Below are 13,623 nucleotides of genomic sequence, written 5' to 3'. Positions count from 1 at the left end.
TGGCGGCAATCGCATGGCAAACTAGACACCACGCGCTGAAGGATGGATACGGACGACACGGGAAGATGTGCGCTGACACGATGGACGAGCAGGACGGCACCGAGGCCGCCATCACTCCCAACGATCGCCTCGCGCAGCGGCTACAGGCCAAAGGTCTGTCCTCGCAGCGGTTCGCCACCGCGGTGGGTGTCGATATCAAGTCGGTGCGACGCTGGCTGGCCGATAGCGACTACAGAATTCGCGAACACAACGCCCGCAGCGCCAGCGAGGTGCTCGACTGCACTCCGCATGACCTGTGGCCCAAGCAGTACCCGGCCGCTACCCCCCGTGCAGTGACAACAGCGTCTGCGGGTGGGCCATTCACCGCGACCCTGTATGCCAGCCGTACTCAGCTGCCGATCACGACGTGGCAGCAGCATTTCGCCGACGCCACCACCGGCATCGACATCCTCGTGCTCGCGGCCACGTTCCTGTTCGACACCCTCGACGGATTCCTCGACACCCTGCTCGCCGCCGCCGCCCGCGGTGTGTCGGTGCGGTTTCTCGTCGGGGATCCCGACACTGCGACCACGATCTTGCGCGGTGAGGAGGAAGGGATCGGCGAGGCTGTCATCGCCCGCTGCCGCACGTCGGTGGAGTTGCTCGCCCCTCACGCTTGTACCCCGGGGCTGGACATTCGCACCCACGACACCGCGCTCTACACGTCGATCTTTCGGGTCGATGACGCCATGATTGTCAACTTCCACATCTACGGCTCACCCGGGCGCAACAACCCTGTGCTGGTTCTGTCACGTCACCATGAGCCAAGGCTCTGGACCACCCTCGAAGACGCTTTCACCCAGGTCTGGAACCGCGCCAGACCGCTGACCGCGAAAGGCTGACCCCCGATGCGCACCGACTACTACAATGACCCCAACGCCCCGGCGCCCAACAGTGTCGTTCCGTCCGCCTCGGCCATCGTCACCGACGAACAAGGTCGTATTCTGCTGATCAAACGCCGCGACAACACCCTGTGGGCGTTACCCGGCGGCGGACACGACATCGGCGAAACCATCGCCGACACCGCCGTGCGGGAAGTCAAAGAAGAAACCGGGCTCGACGTCGAAGTCACGGGTCTGGTCGGTGTCTACACCAACCCCCACCACGTGGTCGCGTTCACCGATGGCGAAGTGCGCCAACAATTCTCGCTACTGTTCGCCACCACGGTGCTCGGCGGGACCCTCGCCATCGACCACGAAAGCACCGACATCGCCTGGACTGCCCCCGACGACATCGCTGGCCTGGATATGCATCCGTCGATGCGACTGCGCGTCGAGCACTACCTGCAACGCCGCGACAGCCCCTACCTCGGCTGACCGCTGGGCTACAGCCAGTCGCGTACTCGCCGGACCGCCGCCAACAATTCGTCGCGGCCCGCGTCGACCGCCCGGTGCACCGGGTCCTCGGATCCATAACGCGCCAACACGTCGCGTAGTCGATCTCGCGGTGATATCGGCGCCCCGTCAGGTCCAGTCGTCAGATCGCAAAAAGTCAACGCATCAAGGACATTGCTGGGCGGATCGCTGAACGCGGACAAACCCGACAAGCCCCGCTCGGCAGCCTCCGCGTGCGCTCCGGTATGAAAGGCCACCAAGGAAGCGACCAGCTCCCCGAAACCCGCCGATCGCACGAACTCCGCTCCATCAAGGGGATGAAAACCGGTCCGGCGCACCGACGGTGCGTAACCGATATCGTGCAACCACCCCGCCGCGACCAGACAGTCCGCCGTTTGAGCATCGAAACGCCGGCTCAACCGCTCGGCAGTCGTCGCGACCCCCCGGACATGCGCCAACCGCCGCGGCTGCTCAGCCAGCCGCGCCTCGGCCTCGCGCCGTGCACGCTGCGCCAAAACTACGCTCACAACCGCCAGCCTACGAGCCCCAGCACCATGCCGCAGCCCCGTCGCGGCTGATGGCGCAGATCCTGGACACCCGCGACCCGCAGGAACCGGCGGCCACCAGCAGGCTTCGCTACGCTCGCTCTGCTCCCGTCCGCTGGCGCTCCCGTCCGCGCCGCTCCCTGCGCTCCGCCCTCCGTCCGCCGCCACGCATGCATGCACCCACGACCGGCGCCGGAACTAAGTCGCAGGCCACAGCGCTGGCATCACGACGAGGCGCAGCTGCCCTCGCTGCTCGCCGCATCGAGACGCCGCGAGCGGCAGGCCGGACCAATAGCCTGACCGTCGCTGACCTGCGATGTGAGAACTTTCTTTACTGGTATCGAGACACCTGCTCGATACAGCGGCGAAGGCGTACCGCCGCTAACAGGAAGAAGTGCAGGTCACGTTCAAGAGTTTGGAGTTCCACGTGGTCGGCGTGCCGCTTGTTGAAGCGTCGGTCGATGCGTCCTGATTGGAGCGCCACGGCGTTGATCCAGTTGGTTGCCTCGGTGCGAAGACGCTCGACAATGACGCCCTCTGATGGGGCATTGCGTTGACGTTCCGTTGCCCTCATTCTGTCCCTGCTGTGTGATCCATGGGGTGCGTTACACCGGGGAGGAAGTGGTGTCGGGGGCCGCTGGCCGCGTGCGGCAGAGCGATGAGGTGTGTGCCCGAAACCGCGGAGTCCGGTTGTTGGAGGTGGCTTCCGATCAGGTTGACGAGTGTGGCTGCGACCGCTACGAGGTCGGCTGCCGAGCCGTGGAATGTGGGGACCGAGCAGCCCCTGGTTGGTATAAGTTCGTCATCGCTGGGTTCTTGCCACAGCGTGTGGTAGAGCTCAAGTCCGCTGTCGCCCTGGATTGTTCGGCCAGCGTCTTGATCGATGCTGGAAACTGTCGCTGTTGCGCTTGCGGCGCACAGCACGGCTAGGCCGAGCGTGCCAGAGCGAGCGTCTGTGGCGACCTGAGCGATCAATGCCTTTCGCGTCGGCGCAGTTGCCAACGCATCGAGACAGCTCGTGATGCCGTTGTTCACTGTGGCGTCGATGATGAGATCCGCTGCCAGGCATGACGTGTGGTCTTCTGGGAGGTGCCCTTCTGCGACGGTGACCGTCAGGTCATCACGGATCGCGCGGAGCCGTCCAGCGAGTGCCTCGGCTTTGGAACGGCCAATGTCGTCTTCGACGTAGTTTTGTCGGACGAGCAAGCCGCCGGTGACGATGCCAGGGTCGCACACGGTGATCTCCGATGCTCCTGCGCGAGCGATGAATTCGGCGATCCATGATCCGAGCCCGCCGCAGCCCCAGATGTGGACAGTCTTTCGTTGAAATCCGTTCACGGGGCGGCCGTCGTCGCGGCGGGTTGTCACTTCGGGTCGTTCGTCGGACATCCTGCACCACTCAATCGGGATTTCAGTGTTGATCTTCGCGGGGTCGAGAACAACCCCCACACCCCGTTGCTGCGCGACCTCGCGGAGCGCATTCGCCGTTGGGGTGGGGAGCCGTCCGCCCAAGAGGTGGGGTGGGCCTCCAGCGGGGTGCGGCACGGCGAGGACGAAGTATTGCTCGGCGTCGTGGTGATTTCGTAACGCACTCGCCAGGAGGGCGGTGAGGAACGCCGGCGATTGCGGTGCGATCCGGGGAGCCCGTCCTTCGAGGCGGTCAAGGTAGGGGTCGTCCAGGAGAGCAAGCAGTAGCGCGAATGTGGATGCGGCACCGAACGGCAGCGCGGTGGCCAGGGTAATTACCGGTACGCGATGCCCGGCAGCTCCAGGCGAGTACGTCAGGTCGTATCGGTGCGTTGACCGGGCGATCAGGTGAGCCGTTTGGTGGCGCTTCGCCGGTCCGGGTTCTCGGGTAACGATCGTCGGTGTGTCATGTGCCTGATGCGGCACTCCGCCAACAGCGTGGTACATGGCGGTGGCGGCGTCGAAGTTTCCGGCGGCCGCGTCGACGAGCCAGTCCCAAAGGCGGGTGAGTAGGCCGGCCACACCAAGCGTCGGCTGCCATTCCCGTGAAGGATCCAAATAGATGCATAGTCGTTGACCCGCGAGCACATGGGGGTAGCCGAGAAACCGAGTGTGATCAACGTCGATAGCCGGTAGCGAGTACGAAGAGGGGCGAAGCTGAAGGATGAACTCCTCGGTCTCTTGAAGTTGCAGGCCACCCGGATGATGCGGGATGGCGGCCGTGCGTAGCGAGATGCGGAGCGACGCCTCGCCGCTAGCGTCGAGCGTGGGTCTTCCTCGGACCTGGATTTCGTTGGGACGTTGTTGCGCTAGCGCTTTGAGTTCGGCGAGGAGATGCTTCTGCCAGCCCGTCAGCGTGGGCTGGTGGCGTCTGGTCACCCTGCCCGACCAGAGCGCCCCACTGTTGAGTCCGCGGCAGAGGTGGCTGCTGGAAACTTCGCGCTAGCGGTTGTTGTGGCCGGCGCCTTGAATCCGTCGCCGAAGATGTTCTGCCACAGCTGGACACTGCGGTCTTTGTCTTTCTCCTCGTAGGCCGCTTCGATGTCGGCGGCATGCACGTGGATTCGGTCACGGAAGTAGCTGTAGGTCGCCTGAGCGCTCTCGGGGTCTGGTCCCCACCGGTGGTCGAACGTCACGCCGGAACCGGACGGGTCGGCGATGGAGGGCTTGATCGGGTTCGCTTGCAACCAGGTGTCGAGGTCTTGCACGACATGAAGAAGAGTTGTGGGGACGTTGCTGTAGTAACTCGGGTCCAGGAGCTTGCGCAAGTCTGTTACCTGCTCCCCCAGCATGGTGGTCAGCAGGACTGAACGTGTGCCGGTGAACGAATTCTTGTGATCACGAAGGTATTTCATGAGTCTGATCACTTTGCGTAAGTTCCCGCTGGCGATAGAGTCCTGTTTCTTCATCCAATCGGTGAAACCCTGCGGGTTCGTCAGCTCCCACTCGTTGTCGTCGCGGTTGACGATGACCTCTCGACCGTCGGCCAGGTTGAGGTGAGGGACGATGTCGACGTGCATGGAGTTGGCGTAGACGAGCCGCGCGCAGCGGCACTTACGTGAGTGCGGCATGGTGCCGTAGGTGCTGTGCCGATGCAGGGCTGCGTAGACCTCATCGATGTAGGTCTTGGGGTTGTCGGCCCAGTCCGGGTTCTGGCTCATGTCGAGCATGAAGTCGGCGTCGAACTCGTTGTCACCGACGGGGTTGATGATCGTGCGGTGTGCCCAGGAGCCTTGCGGCGTCTTGCCGGTGATCAGCGCACCGATTTCGACGTCGGCTTTGAGTGCCTTGTAGATGGCTTCGACGCGCTGGTTGAGTAGGTCCAGTTTGAACTGGCTGAGATTGACCGTGTCTTTCAGCAAGACGTTGAAGTGGTCAGCGAGTTGCATTGGGGGCCTCCGTGTGTGAAATGCTGCCCGGATCGTCGCGGTGTCGGCGTCCGTTCACCGGTGTGTATGCGGGCGCCTGGTGGTCAGCGAATTTCGCGGTGTAGCTAGGGCTGAGTTCTCGGCTGACTGAGGCAGCGAGGCCGGCCACGTCCTTTGGGTCCGCCGAGTCCAGTGCGTAGAGGCCGCCGGGCACTAGAGCGTCGAAGCGCGTGTAGTTGGATTTGCCGATCAAGTGTTCGGCGAGGCCCTGTCCGCCACGGCTGCTGGCGTTAAGGATCAGCGGGGCAATCGGTCTTGCCCAGTGTAAGAGTCCGCCGCGGTCCAAGCGCTTGGGGTGATCGGTCAGCTGATCAATGGTGCCGACGTTGAGGACGGTAATCGCGTCGAGAGGAACACCGAGCATGCTGACGGCCTCGGCGATCGCGACGACAGCCGGGTTGTTGGCCCATACTCCGCCGTCAATGAGCCTGTGTCCGTCGACGTACGCCGCGGGGAAGTACAGCGGCGCCGCCGAGGTCGCCAGTGCAACGTCCACCATCGGTATGCGCCAGTCGCGGGTCAGCCGTGTGTGGTGCGGAGTCTTGAAGATGTGCACGGCCCCGCGTTGTACATCCCACGCGGGAATGACGAGTCGCTTCGTGCTGTCGCCAAGGAGTCGGGCTCCGAGGACGCCGGTCAACGCTTGCCGCAGCGCCTCTGCGTCATAGATGGGCGATCTCAGCTGCCGTGGTCGGCGCCATCCTCGCCGCCTCGACGCCGGAAAGACTTTCTCGACCAGTTCTTCGTAGTGGGAGACAATCTCCTTCGGCGTGAGGCCCGCACCGAGACCCAGTGCGACGATGCCGCCCGCCGACGTGCCAGCAATGAGGTCGAAGGAATCGGTGATCCTAACGCCCAGATCCTGCTCCAGACGTGCAAGCACATGCGCAGTGAACAACGCCTTGGCGCCCCCTCCATCGAGAGCGAGGACCTGGAAGCGCTCGGGGCGCGGGCCAGCCGCCTCGCGCTCGGCTGCTGGATAGACCTGCGCGGCGAATTCGCCAGGTCCCGGCGAGGACGTACCATTATCAAGGTTGGCAGGCGTCGCGGGAACTACATCCATGTAACTAGACTACGCCGCTCCGCCGACAACGACCTAGCCGTTATTGCCACCGGCGTGGGGACCCGCGCAGCCAGCAGCCATGTCAATGCTCCGGCTCAGCATTTGCCGGCTCCGTCGAGACCGAAACCGTTTCGCTCGGCGTAGCCGCACGGAAACGAACGACTGTCTGCTGGTGCGTCATCGCGACACGATGGCGACATGGCGCCGGAGCAGCGCCCGCACTCTGGCCGGCACCCTCGTCGGCGGACTGGAGATCATCTGCGCTGCCACACGCGCAGCGTCGCCGCGCTCGCCGGCCTTTGTGATCTTGGGGTCGCCCAGGCGCCACGGCGAAGCGTGGTAATCGGGTTGTGACGCGACGATCTCCAGTAGTGTCTCGATATCCTGGAGGTCACGTTCGGAGTCGCGAACGGTACGTGCCAGCATCTTCAACACGAATGCTGCCTCGACGTCGGGAACCGGAATTTCGAACTCAACCGTGTCGCCGTCGGTGAGTCGGGCTGTGACGGCGACTTCGATCGGCGGTAGGGCGAGCGCCAACCGCAGCCCTGGCGCTCCGTCGAAGGCTCGTTCGCCGATGATCCGCTTGCCTGGTTTGGCTGCGGTGGGAACTAAGAGGTCGACCGCTTGCTCACCCCGCTCGTAGCGGTTGCCGCACTCAGCGGTGTACCCCAGTGCGGTGAGTCGATCGTGGAGGTTCCCGGTGGACGCCACGTTGACGTCGATCCCGGTGTCTGCGTCGGAGGTCAGTCGCGGTATGCCCGACACGTTGTAGACGTGCCGCAGCAGTCGCACCATGTGACCGCCGATGACGCGGTACTCGATGTCGGCAGTGACTGCGGCCACGTCACGCAGTGCACGCATTCCGTTGTCGTCGGCCACCGCAGTGCAGGCGATTTGCACCGATGCTGTTCCGGTCACCGGTGCACGATCCAGTCGCTGAGATGCTGCGGTGCACCGTCGCCAAGATCGGCACCGCCGCTGAGGTCCTGAAGCGCAATCACTGGATCCACAGTGATGATGTCGGAACGCTGCGTATCACGAACCCGCCGCCACCAGGCCGCGGTCGTCCAGACGGTCGGGTCGGCGGGAACCCGCACAGTCAAGGTCGCTTCCTCGGCGGTGGCCTCCACCAAACCGAACTCGGAGAGGTCGACCAGTTCTTTGGCATAGACCAGACCTCTGGTTGGTACCTGCCACGGTCGCAGGACGTCGGCGGCGACCTCGCCGCCAGCAAGGATCGGCACGGTGAGCTCGGCGCCGAGTCGGGTCGCACTGCGCACCTGCTCCACTACCGGATCCATTCCATACCAGTACGTTTCGACAAGTCCGCTGTCCGCAGGTACCAATGCCAGTTTCACCAGGAGCTCCCGGCGCGCAGCCTCGGTCATCGGCGTGTCCGGCAGCGGATCCTTCTCGGTCATTTTGGACACCGCCTGCTGGCTAACTCCGATGGCCGCGGCAATGTCGCGTTGGCGGAGGTGACCGCGCGTAAGCACACAGACCCGTTCAGCCGCCCGCCGCCGCCAGCTGCGCTCGCTGGCGGCGCGGGGCGGCCGTCCTGGTGTTGGCGTTCGGTAGGTTCGCCCGGAGAGCACCAGTTCGCCGGTGCTGCCGACGCTGAGATCCACGTCAGCCTGAGCCAGGAGCGCTGAACGTGCCTCATCTGAGATGGTCTCGCACACCACGAATACGCGGCGGCCTGGATGGCGGCGCACACGACTAAGGACTGCGGCCGGAGATGGCACACGTTCTGCCAGAACCAGGTCCGCTACTACGGCGCGGCCATCGATTCGGTATGTGATGCTGTGTGCATCACCAGTCACCATCCGCACGCCTGCGTCGACCAAGCGGGCAGGAATCGAAGCAGAGAGCACGTCTGTTACTCTACTCAGTGACTACTTGTCAAACAACCTATTGTCGATAAATAGCGTTCTGGTTGTTTGACTTCGACCAACCAGTGGCGTACAAACCGTCCATTGATCCGTCATACGCTGGTGGAGTTTAACGGGCCTAGCGTCGAGGAACCTGAGCAGATAGAGCTACTCTGACGTTTTCGCGGCGACGCCGGTAGCCCAGGCATCGCTGACAGCCGCTGACTCTTAATCAGCGGGTCTGGGGTTCGAAACCCTGACGGCGCACCATGCAAACGCAATGCTCAGGCAGGGTTGTTGTCGTTTCGGAGTGTTTGCTGCCTGTGACAGATGTGACCGATGTGACCGAAAGGTCTCCATATTGTCCCCGCGCTGCGGAAGCAGACCCACCACAGCAAACGGCGCGTCGGCGTGACATGTGAGACCGCCGTCCTAAGGTCGTGCCGTGTCTAATATGCCTCCCGACCCCGATGCATCTGACTCACGCGAGGACGGTGCACCTACCAAAGAGGCCTGTGCCAAGCTCTATCAGGAAGTGGGTCTGCTGCACGATCAGGTGACAATTTCGGTCACGCGGCCTGACTGGCCGTCGTGGTCATGATGGCTTCGTATTCGACGGGGGTCAACCGGCCGAGGGCGCCTTGGCGGCGACGTCGGTGGTAGGTGCGTTCGATCCAAGTGACGATGGCGATCCGCAGCTCCTCTCGGGTGGCCCAGCGGCGGCGGTCGAGGACGTTCTTCTGCAGCAGGCTGAAGAAGCTCTCCATCGCCGCGTTGTCGCCGGCCGCGCCGACACGTCCCATTGAGCCGACCATGCCGTGATGGTGCAGGGCCTGGACGAACTTTCGACTTCGAAACTGCGACCCTCTGTCCGTGTGAACCACGCAGCCGGCGACCACCCCACGGCGGCCGACCGCGTTGCGCAGCGCGGCGGTCGCCAGGCGTGACTTCATTCGGGAGTCGATCGAATAACCCACGATGCGGTTGGAGAATGCATCCTTGATCGCGCAGAGGTAGAGCTTGCCCTCGCCGGTATAATGCTCAGTTATGTCGCTGAGCCACAACATGTTTGGCGTTTCAGCGGTGAAGTCGCGCTGGACCAGATCGTCGTGCACCGGCGGTCCTGGTTTGCCGTTCTTGCCGCGCTTCTTGCCGAACACGCTCCACAACTGCTGCTGTGAGCAGATGCGCCAGGCGGTGCGCTCGGCCATCGGCTCGCCGGCCTCACGGGCCTCCTCGACGAGGTAGCGGTAGCCGAACTCGGGGTCCTCGCCGTGCGCGTCGAACAGGGCGTTGGCGCGGTATGCCTCGACGAGTTCGGCATTGGTGATGGGATTTGCCCGCCAGCGGTAGTAGGGCTGGCGGGCGAGCTTGAGTACCCGGCGCGTCACCGCGACGGGAATCCCGTCGGCGGCGAGCTCACTTACGAGCGGGTAGACCCTTTTCCCGGCAGATTGGCCTGCGACAAGTACGCCGCTGCCCGCCGTAAGACTTCATTCTCTTGTTCCAACAACCGATTTCGGCGTCGTAGCTCGCGCAGATCAGCGGAGTCATTGGTGCTCTTACCTGGCTTGGCGCCCTCGTCGACGTCGGCTTGGCGCATCCACTTGGTCAACGTCATCGGGTGCACGCCGAAATCGGTGGCGATCTGCTCGATCGTCACCCCGTCGTCGCGGTTACGGGCAACGCGGACGACGTCGTCGCGAAATTCACGGGGGTAGGGCCTAGGCACACTGACATCCTTCCAGCCCGCCCGCTTTGGGCAAGCCAACTCAGATGTCACCTATTGGTGCAGCAGACCCGATGATCGTGGGCTGGCGGGTAGCGTCGCACATGCGTACCACCATGGTGCTGGATGCGTTGGAGATGGCTCGTTGGTCACGCGGAAACACATTGCCGGGCTTGACATGTCACTCCGATGCCGGATCGCAATTCACCTCTATCCGCTATGGCGAACGGCTCGCCGAGATCGGAGCGGTCCGCTCGATCGGCACGATCGGAGACAGCTACGATAATGCCCTGGAGACGGTGAACGGCTACTACAAGGCGGAGCTGATCTACGGGCCAGTCCGCACCAGGCCGTGGAAGACCGTCGAGGACGTCGAACTCGCGACCCTGAGCTGGGTGTACTGGCACAACACCAGCCGCTTACACAGCTACCTTAATGACATCCCACCCACCGAGTTCGAAGCCGCGTTCCACGATGCACATGGGACCGACCAACCCCTGGCCGGAATCCAATAACCCGAGCCTCCGGGAAAGTCAGGGCGATTCAATCAAGTAGCTAGAGTCCGATACGTTTGGCGATGACCTCGTTCATGATTTCGTTGGTGCCGCCGCCTATTCCGAGAATTCGGCAATCTCGATAGTGTCTCTCGATCTCAGACTCACGCATGTAGCCCATCCCACCGAAGATCTGAACCGCCTCATTGACCACGTAGTCGCACGCATACACAGCGGTGTTCTTGGCCATCGACACCTCGGCAACGACATCCTCCCCCGCTAGCCACCTCTGCATGACCGCACGGGTGTAGGTGCACGCCACGTCGACCTGTCGAGCCATCTCCGCAAGCTTATGGCGAATGATCTGGCGCCCCGTCAAGGGTCTACCGAACGTTTCACGTTCCCGCGCCCAACTCTTGGCAAGGTCGAGAGCCCGACCCGCCGTCGCGTACGCCTGGACGGCGATGCCGAGCCGTTCAGCCTGAAATTGCTGCATGATCTGCAAAAACCCACTGTTCTCTGCCCCCACCAGGTTGTCAGCCGGTACGCGAACGTCGACGAAAGACAACTCGGCGGTGTCGCTACATCGCCACCCCATCTTGTCTAACCGGCGGGACACTTCGAATCCAGGCGAATTCTTGTCGATCACAAGCAATGAAACTCCACCGTAACCCGGTCCGCCGGTGCGTACCGCCGTAGTAACGAAGTCCGCTCGAACTCCGCTGGTGATGAACGTCTTTGCTCCGTTGACCACGTAGGTGTCCCCCTCGCGCACCGCGCGTGTGCGCAGATTCGCGACATCTGAGCCTGCCCCAGGCTCGGTAACGCCCAGCGAGCCGATCATCTTTCCTGCGAGCGTAGGACGGACATATCGTTGAATCAGGGCGTCGGAGCCATTGGCGGCAATGTGGGGAAGGGCAATGCCATGGGTGAACAAGGCGGCGCAGACGCCAGTGGACCCGCCTGCGGCCAGGATGGCCTCAGTGACCAGTGCAGAGTCAATCGCATTGCCGCCGCTGCCGCCGACTTCTTCCGGGAACCCGATTCTGAGAAGCCCCACCTCGGCAGCATTGAGATGCAGGTCGCGCGGAATCTCACCCACGTGCTCCCATTCCGCTAGCTTCGGCGCGATTTCACGTTCCGAGAAAGACCGCGCCATTTGGCTCAGCGCTCGTCGCTCCGGCGTGGTCCACACCTCCGGGGCGATAGCGAAACGAGCAGCCCCATCCCTGCTTGCCGTGGTCGTGCCAGCGTCCGTCATCTCAGCCTCCCAGAGAATGTGATAGATGATCGATGAGGTGTCTGATGCTTGCCGTCCTCACGACGGGAAAGAAGGACCCGACGCCAACCACCCAAGGGGCCCGGCCGCATGATCTGCAGCAACGCAAGGACATGGAGACCAGCAGTGGGCATGATGCTCTTCAGAACCGGACCAGCCCTCGGATATTTTTTCCTGAACGCATATCCTGGTAGCCCTCATTAATTTGGTCGAGGGAGTATTCGCGGGTGACCAACTCATCGAGCTTCAACAACCCAGCGGAGTACAGCTCGACCAGTCGCGGAATATCGTGCGGCGCATTGGATGAGCCATACAAAGCGCCACGAATCTGCTTCTCGTAAAGCGTCATTTCAAGCAGTGATCCTGAGATCGATGAGTCGTCGGGGTGCCCGATGGCCGTGACCACGACGCGCCCGCGCTTTCCGACCAAGGCCAGCGCTTCCGCGGTGTAGGAGGCCTCAGCCACATCGGTGGTGAGGATGCAGACATCAGCCAGCTTGCCCAGCGTCATATCGCTGACCAGCGACCAAGCTTCATCCATCGAGGCCGCGGTGTGCGTCGCACCGAACCCGCTCGCTTGCTCTCGCTTGAACTTCACCGGATCGACCGCCACAATCGCCAGCGCTCCCGCGATTCGCGCGCCCTGAATCGCATTCATTCCGATTCCGCCCGCTCCCACTACCACGACGGTGTCCCCGGCGCGCACCTCCCCAGTCCGCACCGCAGATCCGTAACCGGTCGTGACGCCGCAACCGATCAAGGCTGCCCGATCCAGGGGGATTCCGCCGTCAATCTTGACCACGGACGCCTGCGGCACCACTGTGTACTCGGAAAACGTCCCGAGCAAACACATCTGCCCGACGTCCTCGCCTCGTGCGTGAAAGCGATAGGTGCCGTCGATCTGCGGTCCCATCATGAGCGCCGCTCCCAACTCACAGAGATTGCCCATGCCGCGCGCGCAGTACGAGCAGCGCCCACACGAGGGAAGGAAGGTCAAGATGACAGAATCACCTTCGGACAGTTCCTCAACCCCTTCGCCGCACTCCACGACTGTGCCAGCACCCTCATGACCCCCCACTACCGGCAATGGGATCGGGAGGTCGCCGGTCACCAGATGTTCGTCGGAATGGCACAAGCCGGTGGCCGCCAGCCGCACGAGGACCTCCCCGGGACCTGGCGGATCCAAATCGACTTCTTCGACCTCCCACTTCTGCTCCAAGCCCCACAAAACAGCCGCACGTGTCTTCATGTTGAAGTCCCTTCTATCGAATTACGCTTCTCGAGTAGTTATCCCGACCGCGCACGGTGGTCGCGCGAACTGTCCTGGATGATCTCCGGGCACATCGCCCAGAGGCCCGCGCCGCTCACCCGGGCCCGGGCGCGGTACCGCACCGACATCACACATTGAGCAGGTCGTGACGCTTGTCGGCCTCAAGGATTGCCCGGTATTCCGGAAAGAGGTTCTTTGCCTGCGGTATGAGCTTGATCAGTTTGGTGACAGGACCTTTCGCTCGTACAGTTCCTTTCGCCATCGCCATGGTCAAGTTCACCTTCCCCAACCAGAACCTGTTGCCGGTATCCGCGGACATGAACAATTCGACATTCGGTGTAACGCCACTGTCCGCGCCGGTCTCTACGACCTTCTCCGGCATATCCACGGTTACTACCGCATCCGGATCGGTGTAGTGGATCCGTAACACCACCCCGGACCCGGCAAGTCTGTTCGCAAGGTCTTCGTTCTCCAAACCTCGTCGAAAGATGCCGGCGAGGTAGCGGTAAACCTCTTCCGCATCAGCGAAGACAGCCATCGTGATTCTCCCTTCCTATGACACAATTCAAAGCGCTCAAATAAATCTGCTGGGTCGCAACCA

At 62.8% G+C, this 13,623-nt stretch carries 13 protein-coding genes and 1 pseudogene; 3 read left to right on the top strand and 11 right to left on the bottom strand.

What is annotated here, in order from left to right; translation table 11 throughout:
• Positions 1-80 precede the first annotated feature (80 nt).
• Positions 81-881 (top strand): hypothetical protein, encoded by an 801-nt coding sequence (locus RMCB_RS21615; protein WP_011560562.1) that lies wholly within the window; start codon positions 81-83, stop codon positions 879-881.
• Between the two features lie 6 nt (positions 882-887).
• A complete protein-coding gene (locus RMCB_RS21610; RefSeq protein ID WP_005110618.1) occupies positions 888-1,355 on the top strand; it encodes an NUDIX hydrolase in 468 nt (155 codons plus the stop codon).
• Positions 1,356-1,363: 8 nt separating this feature from the next.
• On the opposite strand, the gene RMCB_RS21605 is transcribed toward RMCB_RS21610, so the two are convergent.
• The 8 genes from RMCB_RS21605 to RMCB_RS21565 all read right to left on the bottom strand — a co-directional run bounded on the left by RMCB_RS21605 (position 1,364) and on the right by RMCB_RS21565 (position 9,982).
• Positions 1,364-1,900 (bottom strand): HD domain-containing protein, encoded by a 537-nt coding sequence (locus RMCB_RS21605; RefSeq protein ID WP_005110615.1) that lies wholly within the window; start codon positions 1,898-1,900, stop codon positions 1,364-1,366.
• Between the two features lie 349 nt (positions 1,901-2,249).
• The gene (locus tag RMCB_RS21600) at positions 2,250-2,492 is read right to left on the bottom strand and encodes a hypothetical protein (protein ID WP_005110614.1); all 243 of its coding nucleotides are present in this window, start codon (positions 2,490-2,492) and stop codon (positions 2,250-2,252) included.
• Entirely contained in the window at positions 2,489-4,264 is a 1,776-nt protein-coding gene (locus tag RMCB_RS21595; RefSeq protein WP_011768281.1) for a ThiF family adenylyltransferase, read from the bottom strand. The genes RMCB_RS21600 and RMCB_RS21595 overlap by 4 nt, the downstream gene beginning before the upstream one ends.
• Positions 4,261-5,274 (bottom strand): SMODS domain-containing nucleotidyltransferase, encoded by a 1,014-nt coding sequence (locus tag RMCB_RS21590; protein WP_005110610.1) that lies wholly within the window; start codon positions 5,272-5,274, stop codon positions 4,261-4,263. Before RMCB_RS21590 ends, RMCB_RS21595 begins: the two co-directional genes overlap by 4 nt.
• On the bottom strand, positions 5,261-6,376 hold the full coding sequence (locus tag RMCB_RS21585) for a CBASS cGAMP-activated phospholipase (protein WP_011560565.1): 1,116 nt from the start codon (positions 6,374-6,376) through the stop codon (positions 5,261-5,263). Before RMCB_RS21585 ends, RMCB_RS21590 begins: the two co-directional genes overlap by 14 nt.
• 177 nt (positions 6,377-6,553) lie before the next feature.
• Positions 6,554-7,297: a nucleotidyl transferase AbiEii/AbiGii toxin family protein gene (locus RMCB_RS21580; protein ID WP_011560566.1), complete on the bottom strand. Its 744-nt coding sequence runs from the start codon at positions 7,295-7,297 to the stop codon at positions 6,554-6,556.
• Entirely contained in the window at positions 7,294-8,205 is a 912-nt protein-coding gene (locus RMCB_RS36295) for a hypothetical protein (RefSeq protein WP_017205323.1), read from the bottom strand. Before RMCB_RS36295 ends, RMCB_RS21580 begins: the two co-directional genes overlap by 4 nt.
• A gap of 614 nt (positions 8,206-8,819) precedes the next feature.
• A protein-coding gene (locus RMCB_RS21565; protein WP_225323256.1) for an IS3 family transposase occupies positions 8,820-9,982 on the bottom strand; the annotation gives its coding sequence in 2 pieces (ribosomal slippage) (positions 8,820-9,695 and positions 9,698-9,982; 1,161 coding nt in all).
• 68 nt (positions 9,983-10,050) lie between these two features.
• Between RMCB_RS21565 and RMCB_RS21560 the strand changes: the two are divergent.
• Positions 10,051-10,494 (top strand): annotated as a pseudogene (locus tag RMCB_RS21560) (DDE-type integrase/transposase/recombinase); the annotation flags it as partial.
• A gap of 40 nt (positions 10,495-10,534) precedes the next feature.
• Here RMCB_RS21560 and RMCB_RS21555 read toward each other — a convergent pair.
• From RMCB_RS21555 to RMCB_RS21545, 3 genes are all read right to left on the bottom strand, one after another.
• The gene (locus tag RMCB_RS21555; protein WP_011856018.1) at positions 10,535-11,734 is read right to left on the bottom strand and encodes an acyl-CoA dehydrogenase family protein; all 1,200 of its coding nucleotides are present in this window, start codon (positions 11,732-11,734) and stop codon (positions 10,535-10,537) included.
• A gap of 160 nt (positions 11,735-11,894) precedes the next feature.
• The gene (locus RMCB_RS21550; protein ID WP_011560572.1) at positions 11,895-13,001 is read right to left on the bottom strand and encodes an NDMA-dependent alcohol dehydrogenase; all 1,107 of its coding nucleotides are present in this window, start codon (positions 12,999-13,001) and stop codon (positions 11,895-11,897) included.
• 148 nt (positions 13,002-13,149) lie between these two features.
• A complete protein-coding gene (locus tag RMCB_RS21545; RefSeq protein ID WP_005110592.1) occupies positions 13,150-13,560 on the bottom strand; it encodes an SCP2 sterol-binding domain-containing protein in 411 nt (136 codons plus the stop codon).
• Positions 13,561-13,623: the final 63 nt, after the last annotated feature.

This window comes from Mycolicibacterium brisbanense (assembly GCF_001570425.1).
In the GTDB taxonomy this organism is placed as follows: Bacteria; Actinomycetota; Actinomycetes; order Mycobacteriales; family Mycobacteriaceae; genus Mycobacterium; species Mycobacterium brisbanense.
Note: the sequence above shows the minus strand (reverse complement) of the source record. Positions and strands in the feature narration are given on the sequence as shown.